The sequence below is a fragment of the Gemmatimonadaceae bacterium genome (assembly GCA_036003045.1).
Lineage (GTDB): Bacteria > Gemmatimonadota > Gemmatimonadetes > Gemmatimonadales > Gemmatimonadaceae > JAQBQB01.
This window is the reverse complement of record DASYSS010000022.1, coordinates 25,291-46,576: the sequence shown is the minus strand read 5'-3', so window position 1 is coordinate 46,576 and position 21,286 is coordinate 25,291. Positions and strand designations below refer to the sequence as shown.

14 protein-coding genes are annotated in these 21,286 nt (G+C 66.2%); 5 read left to right on the top strand and 9 right to left on the bottom strand.

Annotated features, from left to right (window positions below):
- Window positions 1-49 precede the first annotated feature (49 nt).
- The 4 genes from VGQ44_04215 to VGQ44_04200 form a co-directional block, all read right to left on the bottom strand.
- Complete coding sequence (locus tag VGQ44_04215) at window positions 50-2,446, bottom strand: aldehyde dehydrogenase family protein (protein ID HEV8445993.1); 2,397 nt, start codon at window positions 2,444-2,446, stop codon at window positions 50-52.
- Window positions 2,447-2,583: 137 nt separating this feature from the next.
- On the bottom strand, window positions 2,584-3,603 hold the full coding sequence (gene deoC / locus VGQ44_04210; GenBank protein HEV8445992.1) for a deoxyribose-phosphate aldolase: 1,020 nt from the start codon (window positions 3,601-3,603) through the stop codon (window positions 2,584-2,586).
- 53 nt (window positions 3,604-3,656) lie between these two features.
- Entirely contained in the window at window positions 3,657-5,060 is a 1,404-nt protein-coding gene (locus tag VGQ44_04205; GenBank protein HEV8445991.1) for a pitrilysin family protein, read from the bottom strand.
- A complete protein-coding gene (locus tag VGQ44_04200) occupies window positions 5,057-6,499 on the bottom strand; it encodes a pitrilysin family protein (protein ID HEV8445990.1) in 1,443 nt (480 codons plus the stop codon). Before VGQ44_04200 ends, VGQ44_04205 begins: the two co-directional genes overlap by 4 nt.
- Window positions 6,500-6,565: 66 nt before the next feature.
- Here VGQ44_04200 and VGQ44_04195 point away from each other — a divergent pair, with 66 nt between their 5' ends.
- A complete protein-coding gene (locus VGQ44_04195; GenBank protein ID HEV8445989.1) occupies window positions 6,566-8,650 on the top strand; it encodes a M13 family metallopeptidase in 2,085 nt (694 codons plus the stop codon).
- Between the two features lie 47 nt (window positions 8,651-8,697).
- Here the strand turns inward: VGQ44_04195 and metK are convergent, their stop codons facing one another.
- The 5 genes from metK to VGQ44_04170 all read right to left on the bottom strand — a co-directional run bounded on the left by metK (window position 8,698) and on the right by VGQ44_04170 (window position 12,947).
- Window positions 8,698-9,783, bottom strand: coding sequence for a methionine adenosyltransferase (gene metK / locus VGQ44_04190; GenBank protein HEV8445988.1), 1,086 nt, complete (start codon window positions 9,781-9,783; stop codon window positions 8,698-8,700).
- 215 nt (window positions 9,784-9,998) lie between these two features.
- A complete protein-coding gene (locus VGQ44_04185) occupies window positions 9,999-11,102 on the bottom strand; it encodes a glycogen-binding domain-containing protein (GenBank protein ID HEV8445987.1) in 1,104 nt (367 codons plus the stop codon).
- 77 nt (window positions 11,103-11,179) lie between these two features.
- A complete protein-coding gene (locus tag VGQ44_04180) occupies window positions 11,180-11,836 on the bottom strand; it encodes a hypothetical protein (protein ID HEV8445986.1) in 657 nt (218 codons plus the stop codon).
- A complete protein-coding gene (locus VGQ44_04175; protein HEV8445985.1) occupies window positions 11,833-12,465 on the bottom strand; it encodes a hypothetical protein in 633 nt (210 codons plus the stop codon). Before VGQ44_04175 ends, VGQ44_04180 begins: the two co-directional genes overlap by 4 nt.
- A complete protein-coding gene (locus VGQ44_04170; protein HEV8445984.1) occupies window positions 12,462-12,947 on the bottom strand; it encodes an RNA polymerase sigma factor in 486 nt (161 codons plus the stop codon). The genes VGQ44_04175 and VGQ44_04170 overlap by 4 nt, the downstream gene beginning before the upstream one ends.
- A gap of 172 nt (window positions 12,948-13,119) precedes the next feature.
- Between VGQ44_04170 and VGQ44_04165 the strand changes: the two genes are divergently transcribed.
- From VGQ44_04165 to VGQ44_04150, 4 genes are all read left to right on the top strand, one after another.
- Window positions 13,120-13,890, top strand: a complete 771-nt coding sequence (locus VGQ44_04165; protein HEV8445983.1) for a hypothetical protein — start codon at window positions 13,120-13,122, stop codon at window positions 13,888-13,890.
- 113 nt (window positions 13,891-14,003) lie between these two features.
- Window positions 14,004-17,099 (top strand): SusC/RagA family TonB-linked outer membrane protein, encoded by a 3,096-nt coding sequence (locus tag VGQ44_04160; GenBank protein HEV8445982.1) that lies wholly within the window; start codon window positions 14,004-14,006, stop codon window positions 17,097-17,099.
- Between the two features lie 12 nt (window positions 17,100-17,111).
- Entirely contained in the window at window positions 17,112-18,449 is a 1,338-nt protein-coding gene (locus VGQ44_04155; protein ID HEV8445981.1) for a hypothetical protein, read from the top strand.
- 170 nt (window positions 18,450-18,619) lie between these two features.
- Window positions 18,620-21,286, top strand: a complete 2,667-nt coding sequence (locus VGQ44_04150; protein HEV8445980.1) for a serine/threonine-protein kinase — start codon at window positions 18,620-18,622, stop codon at window positions 21,284-21,286.

Sequence of the window (21,286 nt, the reverse complement as noted above, 5' to 3'; positions counted from 1 at the left end):
GAAGGTTGGCGAGCGGTTGCCGTATCAACTTCTAATCAATGTTCGCGGGTCACTCGCCGTAAGGCACCCAGACGTTCTTGACCTGAGTGGCCGCCCGAAGAAACTCCCTACCCTCGCCTTCGGTTCGATCGAGCCAATCGCGGCCGTACCAAGTGGCCCAAGTGCGCTTCATGTTCGACGCGGACGCCAGCTCGACGGCCTTGACCCCTTCCTGTCGGCCGAAGTACCAGACGGCCTCGACGTCGTCGTGCTCCGCCAGCACCTTCGCCAGCGCGTCCTTGTCGCCCGTCACGATGTTGATCACGCCGCCGGGAACGTCCGACGTCTCGAGCACCGAATAGAAATCGGTGGCGGCGAGTGGATGGTGCGGCGAGGGAATCACGATCGTCGTGTTGCCCGTTGCCATCGCCGGCCCGATGAGCGAGACGAGTCCGAGCAGCGGGAACTCGTCGGGACAGGCGACACCAATCACGCCGATGGGTTCGTTCATGGCGATCGACACGCCGCGTATCGGCACGCTGTGCACCGAACCGTCGTACTTGTCGGCCCACGCCGCATAGGTGAACAGACGCTCGACCGACGCGTCCACTTCGCGCTTGGCCCGGCGTCCGCCGCACTCGGTCATCTCGTCGATGCGCGAAGCGAATTCCTTGGCGCGCGCCGACAGATTCTCGGCGATGTAGTAGAGGATCTGACCGCGGTTGTGCCCGGTGGAGCGTCCCCACCCCGTCGCCGCATGCGCCGCTTCGACCGCGTTGCGAATGTCCTTGCGGTTTCCTTCCGGCGCCTCGCCGATGAACTTGCCGCTCGGTGAGAGAATCCGTCGCGTGTAGCCTTGATCGGGACGCGCTTGCTTGCCGGCAATGAACAGCTTGGGAGTACGATCAACGGCCGGTCCCTGGTCTCCAGTCTCCGGCCTCCGGGGAGCGGCGAGAGAGTCAACCGAGGCGTTCGCGGTATTTCCGGTGGCCGGAGACCGGTGGCCGGTCACCGCTTTCAGGTATTCCCACATCCCTTCACGCCCGCCTTCCCTCCCGAACCCACTCTCTCGGTAGCCGCCGAAGCCGGCGGCGGCATCGAACAGATTCGTCGAATTCACCCAGACGACGCCGGCCTTGATCTTCGGCGCGACGTCGAGCGCGAGGTTGATGCTCTCGGTCCATACGCTGGCAGCGAGCCCGTACGGCGTGTTGTTCGCCAGCGCGACCGACTCGTCGGGCGTACGGAAGGTCATCGTCACGAGCACCGGCCCGAAGATCTCGACCTGCGCGATCGTCGACGACGGCTGGACGTCGGTGAAGAGCGTCGGCGGATAGAAGTAGCCCTCGGTGGGGCACGCCCACGACGGCTGCCACATGGTCGCGCCTTCTTCGACGCCCTGCTTCACCAGGTCGCGAATGCGCTCGAGCTGCGCCGGCGCCACGATCGCGCCCATGTCCACCGCTTTGTCGAGCGGCGCGCCGAGTCGAAGCTTTTCCATTCGCGCGCGCAGCTTGTTCACGAGTCGGTCGGCGACGCCCTCCTGCACGAGCAGCCGTGAACCGGCGCAGCACACCTGGCCCTGGTTGAACCAGATCGCGTCGACGACGCCTTCGACGACGCTGTCGAGATCCGCGTCGTCGTAAACGATGAACGGGCTCTTTCCGCCGAGCTCGAGGCTCAGCTTCTTGCCGGAGCCGGCGGTCGCGCGCCGGATGATGCGGCCCACTTCGGTCGAACCGGTGAACGCGATCTTGTCGACGTCCGGATGCTCGACGATCGCCGCGCCCGTGGAACCGTCGCCGGTGAGGATGTTGACCACGCCGGGCGGTAGCGCGGCGTGTTCTATAATCTCGGCGAACGCCAGCGCGGTCATCGGCGTGAATTCGGCCGGCTTGAGAATCACCGTATTACCGGCCGCTAATGCGGGCGCGATCTTCCAGGCGAGCATGAGCAGCGGGAAGTTCCACGGAATGATCTGTCCGACGACACCCACCGCTTCATAGCCGGCGAACTCGGTGTCGATCAGCTGCGCCCAGCCCGCGTGATGGTAGAAATGTCGGGCGACGAGCGGGATGTCGATGTCGCGCGTCTCGCGAATCGACTTGCCGTTGTCCATGCTCTCGAGCACTGCGAGCAGCCGCGAGTGCTTCTGGACGCCGCGCGCGAGCGCGTAGAGGTAGCGCGCGCGCGCATGTGGCGAGAGCGCCTTCCATTTGGGAAGCGCGGCGCGAGCGGCACGAACCGCGGCGTCGACGTCGGCTGCCGTTCCGTTGGTGACTCGCGCGATCGTCTTGGCCGTGGAGGGATTGATCACCTCGAACATCGAAGCCGGCTCGGTCCACGCGCCGTCGATGTAATGCCCGAACACGCGTTCATGCTTACCGAGCCAGGCGAGCGCTTCCTTGTCGCTCTCCGGCGCCGGCCCGTACTCCATCGTTTGGAAGATCTCGGCGACGTTGGTCATTCTCAGAGGGAGGAGTGCGAGGGCGGGGTGCGGAGGCCTGAGACGCGGACGACGTGAGGTGTAGTTCTAGTGGAAGGTCACCGCGCTCCTCACTCCTTGCGGTTCCCCGTACACCGCCGCCGCACGCGTCCCTCGTGCTACGGCATCGGTTGGTGGTGTGCCGCGGCGTACCGTCCGGTCACGAAATGCTCGAGCTGCCGTTCGATGTCGGTAAGGAGCGAGCTGGCGCCGAAGCGGAAGAGATCGGCGCGAAGCCACCGGTCGCCCAGCTCTTCTTTCATCAAGTACAAATACTCGAGCGCGTTCTTGGCGGACCGAATCCCGCCCGCCGGCTTGAAGCCGACAGCGTAGCCGGTGCGCTCGAAGTACTCGCGAATCATTCGGCACATGACGACACCGAAAGGAAGCGTCGCGTTCACGCCTTCCTTGCCGGTCGACGTCTTGATGAAGTCTGCGCCCGCTTGCATCGCCACCACGCTCGCGCGCGCGACGTTGCCCAGCGTCGCCAGCTCACCGGTTGCGAGAATCGCTTTCATGTGCGCGTCACCGCACGCTTCGCGGAAGCGTTTGACCTCGTCGTACAGCGCCTCGTAGTTGCCGGTGAGCACGTGCGCTCGCGTGATGACGATGTCGATCTCCCGGGCGCCGGCGGCAACGCTCGCGCGAATCTCCTGAACGCGCTGATCGATCGGGCTGAGCCCCGCCGGAAATCCCGTGGATACGGCCGCGACCGGAATGTTCGATCCCGCCAACGCGTCGACCGCCGTCGGGACGAGTGAGTGGTAGACGCACACCGCGCCGACGCGAACGCCGAGCTGCCGCACGCCCAACGAGTGCGCGATGTCGTCGCGCAATGGATGGCGCGCTTTGGCGCACAGTCGTCGCACGTTGCCAGGCGTGTCATCGCCCGACAGCGTCGTGAGGTCGATCAGCGTGATGGCGCGGAGCAGCCACGCGGCCTGCCATTCCTTCTTCACCGTACGGCGCGTCGGAATCGTCGCGGCTCGGCGTTCGACGGCACTTCGATTCACCCGAATCGCCCGCACGACGTCCAGATCGAGCGCCATGCCCGGATTCCGCTCGACATGATCCGTCGGCAGCGGCCGCGGCGTGGTGACGAGCGTGAGGGTGGGCTTGGCGGAGGCGGGCGCGGTCATCGTCGCTCCAATGTACGTCCGGGTTTCAAGAACGGTAGAACGATGCGAAACCCCTATGGAGCGGAGCCCCGCTGGGGAGGCAACACGGTCACGGGAGCCAGCTTGACCGCACCCAGAACCGGCTCCAGAACGCGAGCGTCCCCGGTCACGACTATCACCAGGTGGGCGACGTCCACGTGGCGCGCTGCCGCCAACTTTAGGTCGGCCAAAGTGACGGATGACATCCGTGAGGCATACCGCTCGAAGAAATCGAGCGGCAGCCTGTCACGCGCGATCTCCACGAGCCGGGTCACGATCGAATCCGGCCCATCGATGCGGGACGGCAGCACCCCCACTCGAGCTGAGCGTACGGCGTCGAGCTCTCCGGCGGTTGGCGGACGCGTCGTGCGCAACTCGCGCAGAATCCGGAGCCACTCGGCGAGAGCGCTATCCGCCTTTTGAGCGCTCACATTGGCGCTCCCGACGAACGCGCCTTCAGCCCCCGCGTGCCGCCAGGTGAGACCCGTGGTGCTCGAGTAAATGAACGAGCGCTTCTCGCGAAGGGTCTCCTGGAGTCGAGCGGTCGCGACCGCCGCGAACGCCTCCGTGGCGACCGCGTCGGAATCGGTACGGGACGGTCCGACGGCTCCGACATACAGGTATGCCTGCGTCCCGGCGTTCGGCACGTCCTGCAGATAGATGTGGGTGTCGCGAGCGGTGACCGCCTTGACCTCGGCGTCGCGCGGTGACGACGTGGCCTGCCATCCGCCAAACGTTCGTGTGGCGGCGTCGAGCGCGGCCGAATCGGTCACATCGCCGGCGATTGCCAATGTTGTCGTCGGCGGCGTGAAGAATCGGCCGTAGAAGGCGATGACGTCCGCGCGACTGATCGATGCGACCGTCGCCTCAGTTGGAATCAGCGACCGGACGAACGGATCGTTCGCCCCATACACCAACGAGTAGAACAAGCGGCGCGGGATCGTGACCGGCGCCTGCGCGATTCGCCGCGCCGCGGCCAGTTGCGCGGTCTTTCGCCGCTCGATCGACGTCGAGTCGAACGCAGGCTTCGTGAGCATTTCGGACATGAGGCCGAGAGCGGGCACGAAGGCCGACGAGACCGTGGTGAAGCCGGTTGGAACGATCGCGGTTCCGAGAGCCGCCGCCGCGGCCGCGAGCTCGTCTGGACTCCGCGTGGTCGACCCTTCGCCCAAAGCGCCGAGCGTCACATCGTAGAGACCCTCCTTGCCTGGCGGGTCCGACGTCGAATCCGCGCCGACGATCGCGCGCACGGCGACGACCGGAATGGAGTGATCTTCGACGACGAGTAGGCGGAGTCCGTTCGGGAGTCTGTGGGCCCGAATCGTCGGAAATTTGAACGGCGCCGCGCGCGGTGCCACCGGTTGCGCAGCGCGATCGACCCGCTGGCAAAGCGCCGGTCCGGCCAGGGCGAGTCCGAAGAGACCGAGCGAGAATCTCATGGACGCGCCGCGGCGGGGCCCGCGGAACCAGGAGGCCTCGTCACGTTGGTGTACGGCGCGTTCGGCTTGCTAATCAATTCCAGTTTGCCGCCCGGGACGAGGCTCATCACGACGCGCGCCTGCGTCAGATAGCGGCGAGCGACGGCTTGTACATCCGCCGAAGTCAGAGCGAGGGCAGCGTTGTTCTGCGAAGCGTACGACGAGGGGTTGCCCGTGAACACCTCGTCATGCGCGAGCGTGTCGGCGCGGGCGACATGAAGCTGGAGCGAAGTCGATGCATTCACGCCGTTGAACGCATTGAATCGCTCGATTTCTTCGCTCGTCGCCGGCGTCGTCGTCTCGAGCGAAGCGATCGTGCTGTCCACCAACTCCTCGATCGCCGTCATCGACGCGCCGGCGTTCGGAACGACGACAATCTCGAACACGCCGGACTTCTCGAAGTCATGGTTGTCGGCGGTGACGCTCGATGCGAGCTGCCGGTCGTGGACGAGCAGTTTGGATAGACGGCCGAATCGCGGAAGGGACAGCACCGACGCGAGCGCCAACGCAGCCATGCGATCGGGACTTCCATACGAGGCGCCCCGCCAGGCGATGTGAAGCCTCGTTTGGTTGGCGCGCGCATCCTCGAGCACGAGGCGACGCTCCGCGCGGGGGGTAGGCGCTTCGACGTTCAGGTCCGCACGCGTGACCGGCGAGCCGTTGGAAATCGCCGCGAAGTACTTCTCGACCAGCGAGCGAGCCGCGGGCGTGTCGAAATCGCCGCTGATCGCCAACACGGCGTTGTTCGGCGTGTAGTACGGAGCGCACTTTGCTCGCAGCGCGGCCGGCGTGACGGTGGCCAACGCAGCGTTCTGCGAGAGTGGCTCGAGGTGATATGGATGGCCGTCTGGAAAGAGCGAGCCCGGAATGAGCTCTCGATACACGCCGAACGGCACGTTGTCGACGTTCTGCCTTCGCTCTTGTTCGACAAGTCGTCCTACGGCGGCGACGCGCTGCGAATCGGCCAGCGCCAGCGGTGCCGCCATGCGGTCCGATTCGGTCCATAGTACAGTCTCGAGCTCATTGCTGGGGACCGTGATGAAGAACTTGGTTACATCCTCGGTCGTCTGGCCGCCCGACGTTCCGCCGAGTGAGCGATAGAAAGCCTGCTGCGGTTGACTCAGATGCGGCGAACCCTGCGAGCTCAGGTGCTCGCAGAGGTGGACCAGTCCGGGCCGGCCCGGGTCGTCGTCCTTCGACCCGACGTGATACCAAACCTGCACGCTGACGATGGGCGTCGCGTGGTCCTCATTGAGGATCGCGACGAGTCCGTTTGGCAGCGTGAATCGCGTGTAGGCGAGAGGGCGGAGCGGAGCGAGCGGAGCCGTCGACTGCGCTCCGACCGAGCCGCGCGCCAACGGGCCGAGCAATAGCTCGGCGGCGCAGAAAAATGGGAACAATCGCCCTGCCCGGTTCATACATTCAAGATACCAAAACCCACCCTCCTCCACCCCGTCCTGCCTCACATGATCTCTCGATCCGCTTTCCTATTCGGGGCGCTGTTCGGCGGCCTGGCCGCGGCGACGCCGGTCGTTGCTCAGCAGACGGCCGGCGTACCGGCCGCGTCGAAGGCTGGCGCGCCCAAGGCGCTCGACCGCGCCAACCTCGACACGACCTGCGCGGCGTGCTCGGACTTCTATACGTTCGCCAACGGTGGTTGGCTCAAGCGCACGACCATCCCCGCCAAGTACGGTGAATGGGGCGCGTTCGACCAGCTCCAGGACAAGAACGAGACGATCGTTCGCGAGATCGTCGAGGCCGCGGCGCGTGACGTCAAATCCGGCAAGGCCAAGGCGCCGTCGAACCAGTTCAAAATCGGCGCGTTTTATGGCGCGTGCATCGACACGGCCGCGATCGAGGCGCTCGGCACCAAGCCGATCCAGGCGTCGATGGAGCGGATCGCGGCGATCAAATCGTCGGCCGACCTCCCGGCGGCGCTCACCACGCTCGAGAAGTCCGACGGCCTGGCGCCGTTCGGCGTCGGCGCGGGCCAGGACCTCAAGAACGCCGACCGGATCATCGCCAACGCCGGTCAGGGCGGCCTGAGTCTGCCGGAGAAGAACTATTACATCTCGCAGGACACGGCCATGAAGAGTATCCGCGACAAATTCGAGAAACACGTCGCGGCGATGTTCAAGCTCGACGGCGAAAGCGATGCCGAGGCGGCCGCGCACGCGAAGACCGTGCTGGAGATCGAGACAAAATTTGCCGGCGCGTCGATGGATCGCGTGACGATGCGCAACCCCGACGCCATTTATCACCTCATGACGGTCGCGCAGTTCGATTCGATCGCGCCGCGCATGAAGTGGGACACGTTCCTCACGACGATGGGCGCTCCGGCAGGTCTCAAGGAGATCAACGTCTCGCAGCCCGACTTCTTCAAGGCGATGGACGGCTTCATCACGTCCATCGCGGTCGACGATTGGAAGACGCTGCTCCGCTGGCGCCTGCTCAACGTCTCCGCGTCGCGGCTGCCGAAGCGTTTTGCCGACGAAAACTTCTCGTTCCAGAAGACCTTCACGGGACAGAAGGAGAAGCTTCCGCGCTGGCAGATCTGCGAGCGAAACACCGACGGCGTCCTCGGCGAAGCCGTCGGACAGGAGTACGTCGCGCGTACGTTCACGCCCGCCGCCAAGGCGCGCGCCAAAGCGATCGTCGACAACATGGTGTCGGTGCTGCACGATCAGATCGGACAGCTCGATTGGATGAGCGACTCGACCAAGAAGCAGGCGGCCGCCAAGCTCGAGGCGTTCACGCGCAAAATCGGATACCCCGACAAATGGCGTGATTACTCGAAGCTCGAGGTCCGCGTCGGCGACTACGACGGCAACTTCAAGCGGTTCAGCGACTGGTCAGCCGAGCGAAACTGGGCCAAGGTCGGCAAGCCGATCGACCGCAGCGAGTGGGGGATGACGCCGCCAGAGGTGAACGCGTACTACAACCCGCTCTGGAACGAGATCGTTTTCCCGGCGGGCATTCTCCAGCCGCCGTTCTATGATCCGAACGCCGACGACGGCGTGAACTACGGCGCGATGGGCGCGGTCATTGGCCACGAAATGTCGCACGGCTTCGACGACCAGGGCCGCCGCTTCGACGCCAGGGGCAACCTGCGCGATTGGTGGACGAAGAGCGACGCCGACAAGTACAACGCTCAAGCGCAGCGCGTCGTCGATCAATTCAACGCCTACACGATCGTCGACTCGACGACGCACGTGAACGGCAAGCTCACGCTCGGCGAGAACATCGGCGACCTCGGCGGCCTGAAGATCGCGTACCTTGCGCTCGAGAAGTCACTGAAAGAGCACGGCCGTCCCGCGAAGATCGACGGTTTCACGCCCGAGCAGCGTTTCTTCCTTGGCTGGGCTCAAGTGTGGCGCACGCTCCAAAGCGACGCCGCGGCGAAGGCTCAGGTCAACACCAACCCCCACGCCCCGGCGAAGTGGCGCGTCAACGGACCGCTCAGCAACATGCCGGAGTTCAAGGCCGCATGGGGCTGCAAGGACGGCGACCCGATGGTGCGCCCGGATTCGCTCCGCGCTCGTATTTGGTAGCCGGATCTACTCGACACAGGGGACACAGAGGGGCGTGTCCTCTGCGTCTACGCTTCCCAGCTGAGCGACGGCTTTCCGAAGTGTCCGTAGTTGGTCGTCTGTCGGTAGATCGGCCGGCGGAGCGCGAGGCGCTCGATCATCGCTTCGGGGCGATAATCGAACTCGCGCACGAAGTCCGCGGCCGCCGCGATGTCGCCCGTTCCGAACGTGTCCACACGAACCGATACCGGCTGCGCGCGGCCGATTGCATACGCGACCTGCACTTCGGCGCGCGATGCGAGCTTGTTGCGAACGACCTGACGAGCGACGAAGCGGCCAAAGTACGCGCCGCTGCGGTCCACCTTCGATGGATCCTTTCCGCTGAACGCGCCGCCGCCGTGGCGGCCCATGCCGCCGTAGGAGTCGACGATGATCTTGCGGCCGGTGACGCCGCAGTCGGCCGACGGTCCGCCTTCGATGAATTGCCCCGTGGGATTCACGAGTATCTCGACGTGCGGCCCGAACCACGGACCGAGCACCTCCGGAAGGAGGCAGCTCGCGACGAAATCGCGGATCTCGTCCTGCGCCGCCTCCTGCGTGTGCTGCGTGGAGACGAGCACCGTCTCGACGCGCACCGGACGATGGTCTTCATAGCGGACGCTGACCTGAGTCTTCGAGTCCGGCCGCAGCCACGCGCGTTCACCCCGCTTGCGCGCCGTGGCGAGTCGCTGAGATAGCCGGTGGGCGAGCTGCACCGGCAAGGGCATGAGCTCGGGCGTCTCGTCGGTCGCGTAACCGAACATGATGCCCTGGTCGCCCGCGCCGCCCGTGTCGACGCCCATCGCGATGTCGCCCGATTGCTTGGAGATGAACTGCGTGACGCGCACTCCGTCGGCGTTGAACGCTTCGTGCGGATCGACGTATCCGATCTCGCGAATCGCATCGCGCGCGATCTTCTCATAGTCGACGTTCACCTTCGACGTGATCTCGCCCGCGAGCACGACTTCGCCGCTCTTGCACAACACCTCGCAGGCGACGCGGCTGGCGGCATCGCCGGCGAGATGCGCGTCGAGGATGGAGTCGGCGATGAAATCGCAGACTTTGTCCGGATGCCCTTCGCTGACCGACTCCGACGTGAACGTGTACGAGCTCATGCGGCCGACCTCGATGCTCCAGTGGAGCGAACAAAAAAGGCCCCGACGATTTCGTCGCGGGCCTGAGGCGTCCGACGACTTAGACGGGTTTTTCCGGAATCTCGCTCCGGCGCGCGGCCCGTCAAATCGGGGAAATCGCCGCGCAAATGCAAACTACCACCGGTGTTTCGTGCGTCAAGCCATCGAGATGTTTCACCTGATGCAAAATCCTCCGATCACGGCACGGTGATCAGACCGACCGTTCCGCCGAGATCGTCGTCGCGAAGCTTTGGAACGTTGAATGGAGCGATCCACGCGCCGCCGTCGACGCGAATCGCGAGTCGGTGGAGACCGGGCGTCACCGCGCGCTCGGCGAACCATCCGTCGCCGGCGCGGGTGAGCACGATCGGTTCCCACCCGGTGAAATCAGCCATCAGTTCGACTCGCGCCATGCCGGGAGTCGACCCCGAGACGTCGATGCGCGCGATGCCTTCGCCCGAGCCTGACCGCGAGATGACGACGCGCACTCCGGCATTCGTGTCCCGTCGGAACCGCAGCGCGACATGCGGCTGCCACGCCACACGCAGACTCGCCGACGCGTATCTCGTACTCGGCGTGCCGCGCACCACGTCCGAGAGCGCGGTGCCGGCGGCGAGAACCACGGCGAGCCTGGACGAGACCCAGAGCTCCGCGTCGGCGGCCTGCCAGCCGCCGCTTCCATCGCCCGCGCGAAGCGCCGCGGTCGCGCCGATCGACGCGGCGCCCGCGTCGTGCCGCCAACCGGCGGCAAAGTCGGTGTACTGGGTGCTGCCGATGTGCGTGACCATCGCGCCGGCGAGCAGCCGCTCCCGTCCCGCCGTCCACCACGCGTCGAGCGATCCTCTGCCGACTCGGACATTATAGAAGCTGTTCGCGCTGGTGCCCGCGCCGCCGCCGAGTGAGACGCCACCGAGCGGGCCGCCGAAGCGAAGCCGCGCGTTCAGTTCGCCGCTCGTGGTGGTGATCGGCACCCCGCTTTGATTGAATGCGCTGAACGCACCGCCGAGCTCCCAGCGCACCGGATCGACGATCGTTCCGAAGATTCCGCCCATCGCGAGGGCCTGTTCCGTCCGCGCGTTGTTCGGTTGGAGCGACGCGAGTCCGACGGCGTGCAGCCAGGCGCGACTGCCGATTCCGTCTATCGTCCCCGCGAGTGTCTGCGCGACCGACTCGGGAATTCCGGTCTGTCGAAGGTGGGACAGTCCCGCATCAGCGGATGCCTGCCACTGCGCGCGCGCCAATTCAGGGAACGCCAACGACAGAACTGTCGCCAGAGTCGCGAATTCCCGGACACGCCGCATCCCCCAAAATAGTGTCCGGACCCCTCGCGAGTTCCCAGGTCCCGCGGCGACTCGACGTTACGGCTGTTTGGGGACTTCTACGGCTTCTTGGGTCCCGGGGCAGCCGGCGAGCTGGCCGTGAGGTCTCCCGCGGTCGCCGCGGTCGGCGACAAGAGGGGGGTCAAGCCGCGAAGCCGAATGTCGACGGACTCCGCTCCTTTGGCGCCTCGCTGGACGTCAGAGTTCACGTCGTTGCCAAAGTCCGCGAACTGTTTGGGCGTCGCGCCGCCTCGCACCAGCCTGATGACGATCTCGCCGGCGTGTTCCGCCGGCACCGCGTTCGCGACGAGCTGCGTGAGGAGCCCGATCGGAACGGCGATCGCGCGAGTCGGCGCGGCCCGGTGAATCCGCGTGAGGATGTCTTTCGAAATCTTGAAGGACAACGCCTCTTCGCCGGCGGCGATGTCGGCGGACAGCGTGTCGGTCGCGATGGCCGTTCTCGCCGTTTCGAGACGGTCGGCGACGGCCTTCGCCGTTTCGAGAATCCGCGCGGGCGGCGCGTGCACGACCAGCGCGAACTGGACCTTCGACACGATGTGACCACTCGGGAGGCCTCGCGCGTCCGCGTCGGCGACGATTTTCGCGAGCGACGCGCGCGTCTCGCGGTCGGCGCCTTTGAACGCGACGGAGTCTTGAGCGCGCGCGCCGCGAGCGACGAGCGCGAGAACGAAGGCGACGACGTAGCGCGATCTCACGGCCGCCCCACGATGACGACGGAACCCTCGACTCCGAGATCGGGATCGCGCGCCCGCGCGACCCGGGCGTCTTGGTCGAGGGTAAACGTCGAGTCGTTGACCATGAATCCGTACGTGTGCCGGCCCGGCGTGATCGGAATCGTCACCGACCAGAGGTCGCCGCCGGATTCGCGCGTCATCGGCGCGCTCGCGGTGTTCCACCCATTGAAGTCGCCGACCACCGCGACGCGCCGCGCCGACGAGCTCCGGAAGACGAATTGCTGCGGGATCGGCCGAACGTCCTGCGCTCCGTCGGCGCCGTTCGCCGCCGGCTGCAGCGGAGCCGCTGGACTCATTGGGGTCGGCGCGACCTCGACGGCAGGCGTGGGTCGCGCGAACTGCCCGCGAACGACGAAACCGACGATCGCCGCCGCGGCCACCAGACTGCTCAAGCCCACGAACATCCACGGCCGGCTACGCGCGCGTCGTGACGTCGGGGCGACGCTCGCCGGATCGTCCGCCGGCGGCATGAGCCGCTGCGCGGCCGCCGCTTCGACGACACGACGGATGTCGTCCGCTTCCGGCGCCGGCAGATGGCGGAGCGTCTGCACGACGCGACGAAGCACGTGATCGCGTTCGAGCTCGCTCATTCGTCCCCCGCCGGCGCGAGGCGCGCGCGCAACGCATCCGACGCGCGCTTGACCCGCATCTTGAGCGCCGATTGCCCGACGCCCGTCATCGCCTCGATCTCCTCGTACGAAAACCCTTCGACGTAATGCAGCAGAAAAATCTCCCGATTGTGCTCCGGCAGCTCGGCGAGCGCGCGTCGAACCGACTCGTCCCACTCTCGATCCACCAGCGCGCTCGCGCTGTCCTCCGCCGGAACACGAGCCAACAGCTCGTCGTCCGATACCGATCGTGCCACGCGGCGTTGCGACGCCGTGTTCGCCGTGCGGCAGCAGTTGCCAAGTATCTGAAAGAGCCACGACTCGAACCGCTGTCGCTCCTCGTAGCGCGGCAGCGCGCGGTAGAGCCGGACGAACGTCTCCTGCACGACGTCCTCGCCCTCGTCCGTGTCGTGCAACATCGACCGCGCGAACCTCAGGCAGCGCGGATAATACGTCTGCACGATGAGCGTGAAGGCGTCGATGTCACCGAGCTTCGCGCGGCGAATCGTGCGCGAATCGAGTGCGGCCGATGGAGCGGGGTGCGGCAGTGGATAGCTCGTCAGGGTTCCCTCGACAAACTCGCCTACGGCCTAACCGCCGTCGAGGTGGCGCGGTCACCGTTATTCATTCTATTCCATGCTCCGCTCGCTGGGTGTGCTCCTCCCCCTCGAAGTGGCTGCGGTCGCGCTGGTCGTGCTCCTGGCGCTTTGGCGGAGGGGACGGCGAGCGGGGCGGCTCGGCGAGCGTGGTCAGGCCGACGTCCCGGAAAGAATTCGCGATGCGCTGTGGGGCGCCGGCCTCGGTGACGGCGCCGCGTCGGCGCTCGCCACCGAAGCGGCCGTCTTCTATTACGCGCTCGCCGCGTGGAAACGGAAGCCCTTTGCGCCGCCGGGAACGCGCGCCTTCTCTTACCACCGGCGCAACGCGTACGCGGCGATTCTGTACGCCGTGGTGGGTGCCGCCGTGATCGAGATGGTCGCCGTCGACCTGATGGTGCGCGCGAGTCACGCCAAAGCCGCGAACGTGCTGTTCATCGTCGACGTTTTCGCGGCGATCTGGATGCTCGGGTTCGTGCGAGCCGTACAACTTCGCCCGATCGTGCTCACCGCAGACGCGCTCCTGATTCGCAACGGCCTCGCCGCCAGCGTCGACGTGCCGCTCGCCGGCGCGACGATCGAATTCGGCCGAGTGCGTGCGCCGGCGAAGGGCACGCCGCGATATCTCCGCGCCGCGATGGGCGAGCCGAACGCGCTGATCGCGTTGCGCGAACCGGTGATGGCCCGACGTGCGTACGGGCGAACACGTCTCGTCGACCGAATCGGCCTGGTGCTCGACGATCCGAAGAGCTTCGAATCGGCGTGGCGATCGTTCGTCCCCGAGGCACCGGATTTTATCCATCACATGTAATCCATTTTGTCGTCCGCGCGCGGCCTTGCTTGGTGTCGCGCGCTCGGATAAGGTAGGCCCGTTGGACATACTCCCCTTGTTCGGCTTCGTCATCCCCACCTGGAAGGGCCGTCATGGCAATGCCCCACCCCCACGCCCGTCGTGTGCATATGCCACGCGCGGGGCGATCACTCCTCACACGTAGCCTCATCTCTCTCGCGATCGCCGCGATCGCGACCGTTGGTTCAGCAAGTTCCGCATTCGCGCAGGGCGCCATCTCGGGCCAGGTCATCGCCGCCGGATCCGCCGAAGCGATTCCCAACGCGCAAATCACCGCGGCCGGCGGAACGCTCCGCGCCACCTCCGACAATCAGGGAAAATTTCGCATCACGGGCATCATCGGCACCAACGCGACGCTCAGCGTGCGTCGCATCGGATACCGGAACGCGGAAGTCGCGGCCCGCGTCGGACAAACCGATTTGACGATCACGCTCGTGAGCAATCCCGCGAGCCTCGAGGCGGTCGTCGTGACGGGCACCGTCGGCGCGGCGCAAAAGCGTGAAATCGGTAACTCCGTCGGCACGATCGACGCGGCGGACATCGTCGCCAACGCCCCGATCCTCTCGGTGCAAGGCCTGATCAACGGCCGGACGCCGAGCGTGGTCGTGATGCCGACGTCGGGCATGGTGGGCTCGGGCCAGCAGCTTCGGGTGCGCGGCACGGCGAGCTTCTCGCTCGGCAACAATCCGCTCATCTACATCGACGGCGTTCGCGTCAACAACGAAGTCGCGACCGGTCCCGTCAATCAGGCGTTCAGCTCGAGCTCGATCTCGCGCCTCAACGACTTGAACCCCGAAGACATCGAGTCGATCGAAGTCCTCAAGGGTCCGAGCGCGGCGACGCTCTATGGAACGGAAGCGTCGAACGGCGTCGTCAACATCATCACGAAGAAGGGCACCGGCGGAAACGCGCGTTGGAACGTGATGCTCCGTCAGGGACAGAACTACGTCCAGGACTGGAAGAGCCGTTTCGCGCAGAACTGGGGCATCATCCCCGGCACGACGACGCCGGTTCCGCTCAACATGGACTCGCTCGAAGTCGGCGCGTGCGGCGACTCGACCGCGAACAAGACCGGCCGTCGCTGCGACATCTATCGTGACGGACGCCATCAGGAGAGCGAAGTCGCCGTCAGCGGCGGAACGGGCAACCTGAACTACTACCTCAGCGGCAATCTGCTCGACTCGCAGGGCGCCGACCCGAACAACGACTTGCGCCGCTACAGCACGCGCATGAACCTCGGTCTCGCCGCGTCGCAGTCGCTCCGCATCTCGGCGAACCTCGGCCTCAACACCGGCCCGACGCAGCTCGGCTGCGAGGGCGGATGCGGCGGCCACACGTGGACCACGCTGCTGGGTACGCCGGCCAACTACAACAACCCGCGGCGCCACGGCTTTCATAGTCTTTTGCCGTACCAATACGACGACATCTATCACTACTGGCAGAATTTGGATCGATTCTCCGGCAGTCTCCGGATCGACCATACGCCGTTCACGTGGTTCCAGCAGCATCTGGCGATCGGTCTCGACCGCACGCGTGAAGAGAACGACACCTACGCGCCGCGAATCGACTCGCTGGTCTACACGGTCGGCTCCGACGCGCTCGGCTACCGCAGCGTGCAGGATCGCTCGACCACGTACAACACGCTCGACTACTCGGCGAGCGCGACGTACGACTTCAGGCCGACGACGCGCTTCATCACGTCGGGCGGCGCGCAGTTCTACCACAACTCCGTGGACTACGTCTCGGCGAGCGGCTCCGTTTTCCCGACGCCGGGGTTGAGCACCGTCCAGGCGACGACGCAGTCGAAGACGAACGACCAGGACTTCTCGGAAGACAAGACGCTCGGCGTGTACGTGCAGGAGCAGTTCGGCTGGCGCGATCGTCTCTTCCTCACGGCCGCGCTGCGCTCCGACGACGCCAGCGCGTTCGGCGCGGGCTTCAGCCGAGTGACGTACCCGAAGTACTCGGTGAGCTACGTGATCTCCGACGAGCCGTGGTTCAAGGTTCCGGTGATCGGCAACCGGTTGTCGTCGCTGCGTCTGCGCGCGGCGTACGGCGAGGCCGGCAAGGCGCCGTCGACCTACTCGGCGCTCCGCACGTACGGCTCGGCGTCCGGTCCGGGCGACACGCCGGCGGTCACGCCCCTGTTCATCGGCAACCCGAACCTCGGCCCCGAGCGCGGCAAGGAAATCGAGCTCGGCTTCGACGCCAGCATGCTCGACGACCGGCTCGGCATCGAGTACACGTATTACAATAAGAAAACCGTCGACGCGATCCTCAACCGCCAGATCGCGCCGTCCACCGGCATTCCGAGCACGCAGCCGTTCAACGCCGGCGCGATCCGCAACTGGGGCAACGAGCTCCAGGTTCGCGCGAACCCGCTCCGCACGCGAAACGCCAACCTCGACCTGACGTTCAACTTCGCGAACAACGACAACCGCGTGCTCGCGCTGTTCGACACGGTGTCGTTCGTGAACTCGGGCAGCTTCACGCGACAGGCGATCGGCTACGACGCGTTCGGATTCTGGGAGCGCCACGTGACCGACGCGAAGCTCGACGCCAACGGCAAGCTCATTCTCAGCACGCTGATGTGCTCCAACGGCAAGGGCGGCCAGGTGCAGTGCGCCGGTCCGGACAACGCGTTCGGCACCGCCGACGACGCGCCGCTCGTCTACCTCGGCCGGTCGGTGCCGCCGCACGAAGGTTCGGTGTCGGCCAACCTCGGCCTCTGGAGCCGCTTCCACGTCAGCACCTTCATCGACTTCAAGCAGGGGCACAAGAAGATCGACGGCAACACGCGCGTCCGCTGCACGCCGGTCATCGGCGGCCGCTGCCGCGAGAATTACTTCCCGCTCGACTACGACCCGGTCACGATCGCGCAGATGCAGAACTCGAACGTCGTGGATTTCCTCATCACCGACGCGAGCTTCACGAAGTGGCGCGAGTTCACCGTGTCGTACGACGTCCCGGAGCGTTTCAGCCACCACGGCAACGTGTCGCGCGCGACGGTCTCGATCTCGGGCCGCAACCTGCACACGTGGACCAACTATCAGGGCTTCGAGCCCGAAGCGAGTTGGCTCGGCGGCACCCGCGGCGGCAACGTCGCGTGGGAGCAGACGCTGACCCCACAGCTCACGACCTGGATCCTCTCCCTCAACCTCGGCTTCTAAGAGATTATAAATATGCATCCATATAATCTGAAAGCGCGGAGCCGGTGGATCGCCGCGCTGGTGGCGTCGGCGGCGACGGCGCTCGCCCTCGCCGGCTGCGACGTCAACAAGGCACTGTCGGTCGACTCGCCCAGCCGCATCCCGGCCGGGACGCTCGAGACCCCGGCCAACGCCGCGCTCCTCGTCAACGGCGCCGTCTCTGACTTCGAGTGCGCGTTCGGCGCCTACGTCGTCGTCGGCGGTCTCGTCGGCGAAGAGCTCGACGACTACACGCAGACCGCCTCACGGTGGCCCTACGACCGCCGCGACGTGCAGTCGAACCAGAGCATGTACTCCGTCAATTCGTGCGACGGTCTCGGTGTCTACACGCCGCTGCAGACCGCCCGCGTCACGGCCAACCACATCCGCACGCTGCTCGAGGGCTGGACCGACGCCGAAATTCCGGCCGGTACCAACCGGCAGGTGCTCATCGCCACGGCCGCCGCGTACGAGGCCTGGAGCATCCTCCTCCTCGGAGAAGGGTTCTGCTCCACGGTGTTGACGACGATTTCCGGAACCGATTTCGCCTACGCCGGCGAGACGACGCGGAACGACGCCTTCAAGGCCGCCGAGGACCGCTTCAACCAGGCGATCACCGTGGCACAGGCCCAGGGTGCTGCGGCGTCGAGCATTCTCAACATGGCGCTCGTCGGCCGAGCAAGGGCCCGGCAGGACCAGGGAAACCTGGCCGGTGCGCGAACCGACGCGGCGTTGGTGCCCGCCAGTTTCGTGTTCAACGCCACGGCATCCTCGGTCAGCAGCCGCCGCAACAACCGCGTGTTCGTCGAGAGCAACGCCTTGGGCGTGTCGTCGTCGGTCGGCGCTCGGTACCGCACGATGAACGATCCGCGCGTTCCGGTCCAGAACCTGAACCGGCCGAACGCGCTCGGCGTTCCGGCGTGGGCGCAGCTCAAGTACACGTCGGTCTCCTCGAACATCCCGATGGCGACGGGCGATGAAGCGCAGTTGATCATCGCCGAGGCCGACGCGTCGTCCAACTCGGCGAACACGATCTCGATCATCAATGCGTTCAGAGCCAAGGGCAGCGAAGGCACCTACACGGGTCCGACGGATGCCGCGTCGCTGCTCAACGAAGTGATCGATCAGCGCCGCCGCGCGCTCTTCCTCACGGGCACGCACATCGGCGACATCATGCGCTACAAGCTCGCGCTGACGCCGGCGACGGGCACCAACTTCCCGGCCGGTCTGACGTACGGATCGCAGGCGTGCGTCGGCGACGCCCGAATCGGGCTGCCGTTGCCGGATGTCGAGCGCCAGAGCAACCCCAAGCTCGGCGGGTCGGGAGACTGACCTGACATGATTTGATGCAGGCGCCCGCGCTTTTTGGCGGGCGAGCGGTTACCGAAGTTCCGTTCGCCTCGGCGCCCCGACCTTGCGGCCTTGCCGTCTTGGTCGGGGCGCTGAACGTTTGACCGAAGCGCCGGCGCCGGCGCTTCACGTCTTACCCGTGTCGGTCGTCCATGACGACGAACGTCGATACGGATCGTTGGCAGCGACTCGCCGAGATACTCGATGCGGCGCTCGCGCACGATCCGAACGATTGGCCGCAAGTGCTCGACGCCGCATGCGCGGGGGCCCCGGACCTGCGGCGCGAAGCGCAGCTCCTGCTCGAGCGCGTCGACGACGCCCGGCAGTTTCTGACGACGCCACCGTCCAACGTCGCGGCGGCAGTTGTCGCCGAGGCTGACGATGCGGCCGAATACGCGACGGGGCGTCGAATCGGCGCCTACTCGATCGAGCGAGAAATCGGCCGCGGTGGAATGTCGCGCGTGCTGTTGGCTCGCCGCGCCGACGGGCACTTCGAGCAGCACGTCGCGCTCAAGCTGCTGCGCGCCGGACTCGACTCGGAACTCGATCACGCGCGATTCCGCGCTGAGCGACAGATCGTCGCGTCCCTCAACCATCCGAACATCGCGCGGCTGCTCGACGGCGGACGCACCGACGCAGGGCAGCCGTATCTGGTGCTCGAGTACGTCGACGGCCAACCGATCGACGTCTACTGCAACACGCGCGCACTCTCTGTTGGCGGACGAGTCGAGCTCTTCCTCTTGGCGGCGGGTGCGACGCAGTTCGCGCATCGCAATCTGGTCATCCACCGCGACATCAAACCGTCGAACATCCTCGTCGGCGCCGACGGCACAGTGAAGCTGCTCGACTTCGGCCTGGCGAAGCTGCTCGAACCCGGCGCTCGATCGCGGGACGAGACCGCGGCGCACACCGGCGCGCATTGGATGACGCCCGAATACGCCGCACCCGAGCAGATTCGGAGACATCCCGTCACGACGCTGACCGACGTGTACCAGCTCGGCGTCGTGCTCTATCGAGTGCTGTCCGGTCGGTTGCCCTTTACGGCGGACGACGGAGATCTTCGGGAACTCGAGGCGGCGATTCTCAAGGGTGAGCCGGCTCCACCGTCGGCGGCTGTCCGCGACAGCGATCCCGCGCGCGCGAAAGCTCTCGCCGGCGACTTGGACGCCATCGTGCTCAAGGCCATCCGCAGGGAGCCCGACGAGCGCTACGCTTCGGTCGACGCGCTCGCCGACGACCTGCGCCGCTATCTCCACGGCCACGCGGTTCACGCGCGACGCGGATCGGCGTGGTATCGAGCTCGGCGGCTCGTGCGGCGTCACCGTGTCGAGGCAATCGCGACGCTCGGTGTCTCGCTTTCCTTGATCGTCGGAGCCGGAGTCGCGTTGACCCAAGCCCATCGGGCGGCGGCGGAGCGCGACATCGCGGCAGCGGCGTCGCGAGAGTCGGAGGCCATCACCGCGTTCCTCATGGGCCTGTTCGAAACGAGCGACCCATCGGAGGCGAGGGGCGACACGCTAACGGCGCACGAGCTCCTGCAACGAGCGGCTGCCCGCGCCGAGAAACTCCAAAGCCATCCGCTGGCGCAAGCGCGCATGCTCGAAGTCACAGCCCGGTTGTATCGGGGACTTGGCCAATACGCGAAGGCCGGCCAGATGTTTGCGCGCGCGCTTTCGATCGAGCAAAACGCCGGCGCCGGGAGGACGCCCGAAGCGGCGGCCACGCTCGACGAGCTGTCGGCAGAGCTCATTCGCCTGGACCGCTACGCCGCGGCCGATTCGGCGGCGCGCGAGGCGCTTCGAATTCAGGTGGCGGCGCTCGGCCCCAACCACCCGAGTGTGGCCGTCACGCTCCATCGGATCGCCAATGTCGCGGTCTACCAAGGACGGTTAGCCGTCGCGGACACTTTCAATCGGCGCGCTTTGGCTCTCCGTGAGAACTCGCTCGGGCCAGATGACTCGTTGACCGCCGAAAGCTATCTCACGCTCGGTTCGACCCTGCGGCGCGAGGGTCGCTTCGTGGAGGCGGAAAACGAATATCGAGCGTCGCTCGCCGCCGCCGAACGTTCGGGCGGCCGCGACAATCCGCATGTTGCCGACGCCCTCGTCCAAATCGCGTATCTGCTGGACGAAGACCGGCGCGACTACAATCGCGCCGGACCTTTCTATAGCCGCGCGCTCGAGATCCGGCGTGCTCGATTCGGCGATGCCCACCCGATGGTCGCGGCTACGCTGAGCGACATCGCGGGGTTCCTTTCGCGGCGCGGGGACGATTCGGCGGCCATCGCCACGTCGCGACAGGCGTTGTACGTCATCCGTCGCGCGTATGGACCGGAGCATCCATTCGTCGCGACTTACATGAGCAGTTTGGCCAGCACCCTTCGTCACGCCGGCAGGCTCGACGAGGCGGCGAACCTGTATCGCGACGCCATCGCGATGGACCGCCGCCTTCGCGGTCCGGAGCACGAAACGATCGCCGGCCTCGAAATCGGCCTTACTCGCCTTCTCGTCCAGCGGCACGACTTGACCGAGGCCGAACGAACTGTACGAGACGCGATCCGAATTCGCGGGCGCCTCGGCAACAGCGCCTCGCCGGGCGACGCCTACGCGCAAGGATTGCTCGGCATGGTGCTGACGCGCGAAGGCCGATACGTCGAGGCGGACTCCGCGTTGCGAGGGTCACTACGCAAACTGGAACGCCAGGTCGGACGAGAGCAGCACGACGTGCGCGAGGTCTACGGTTGGCTCGCCGACCTCGACGATGCGGTCGGGCGACGCGACGACGCGTTGCGTCATCGCGTCATTGCCGACGCCCGTTAA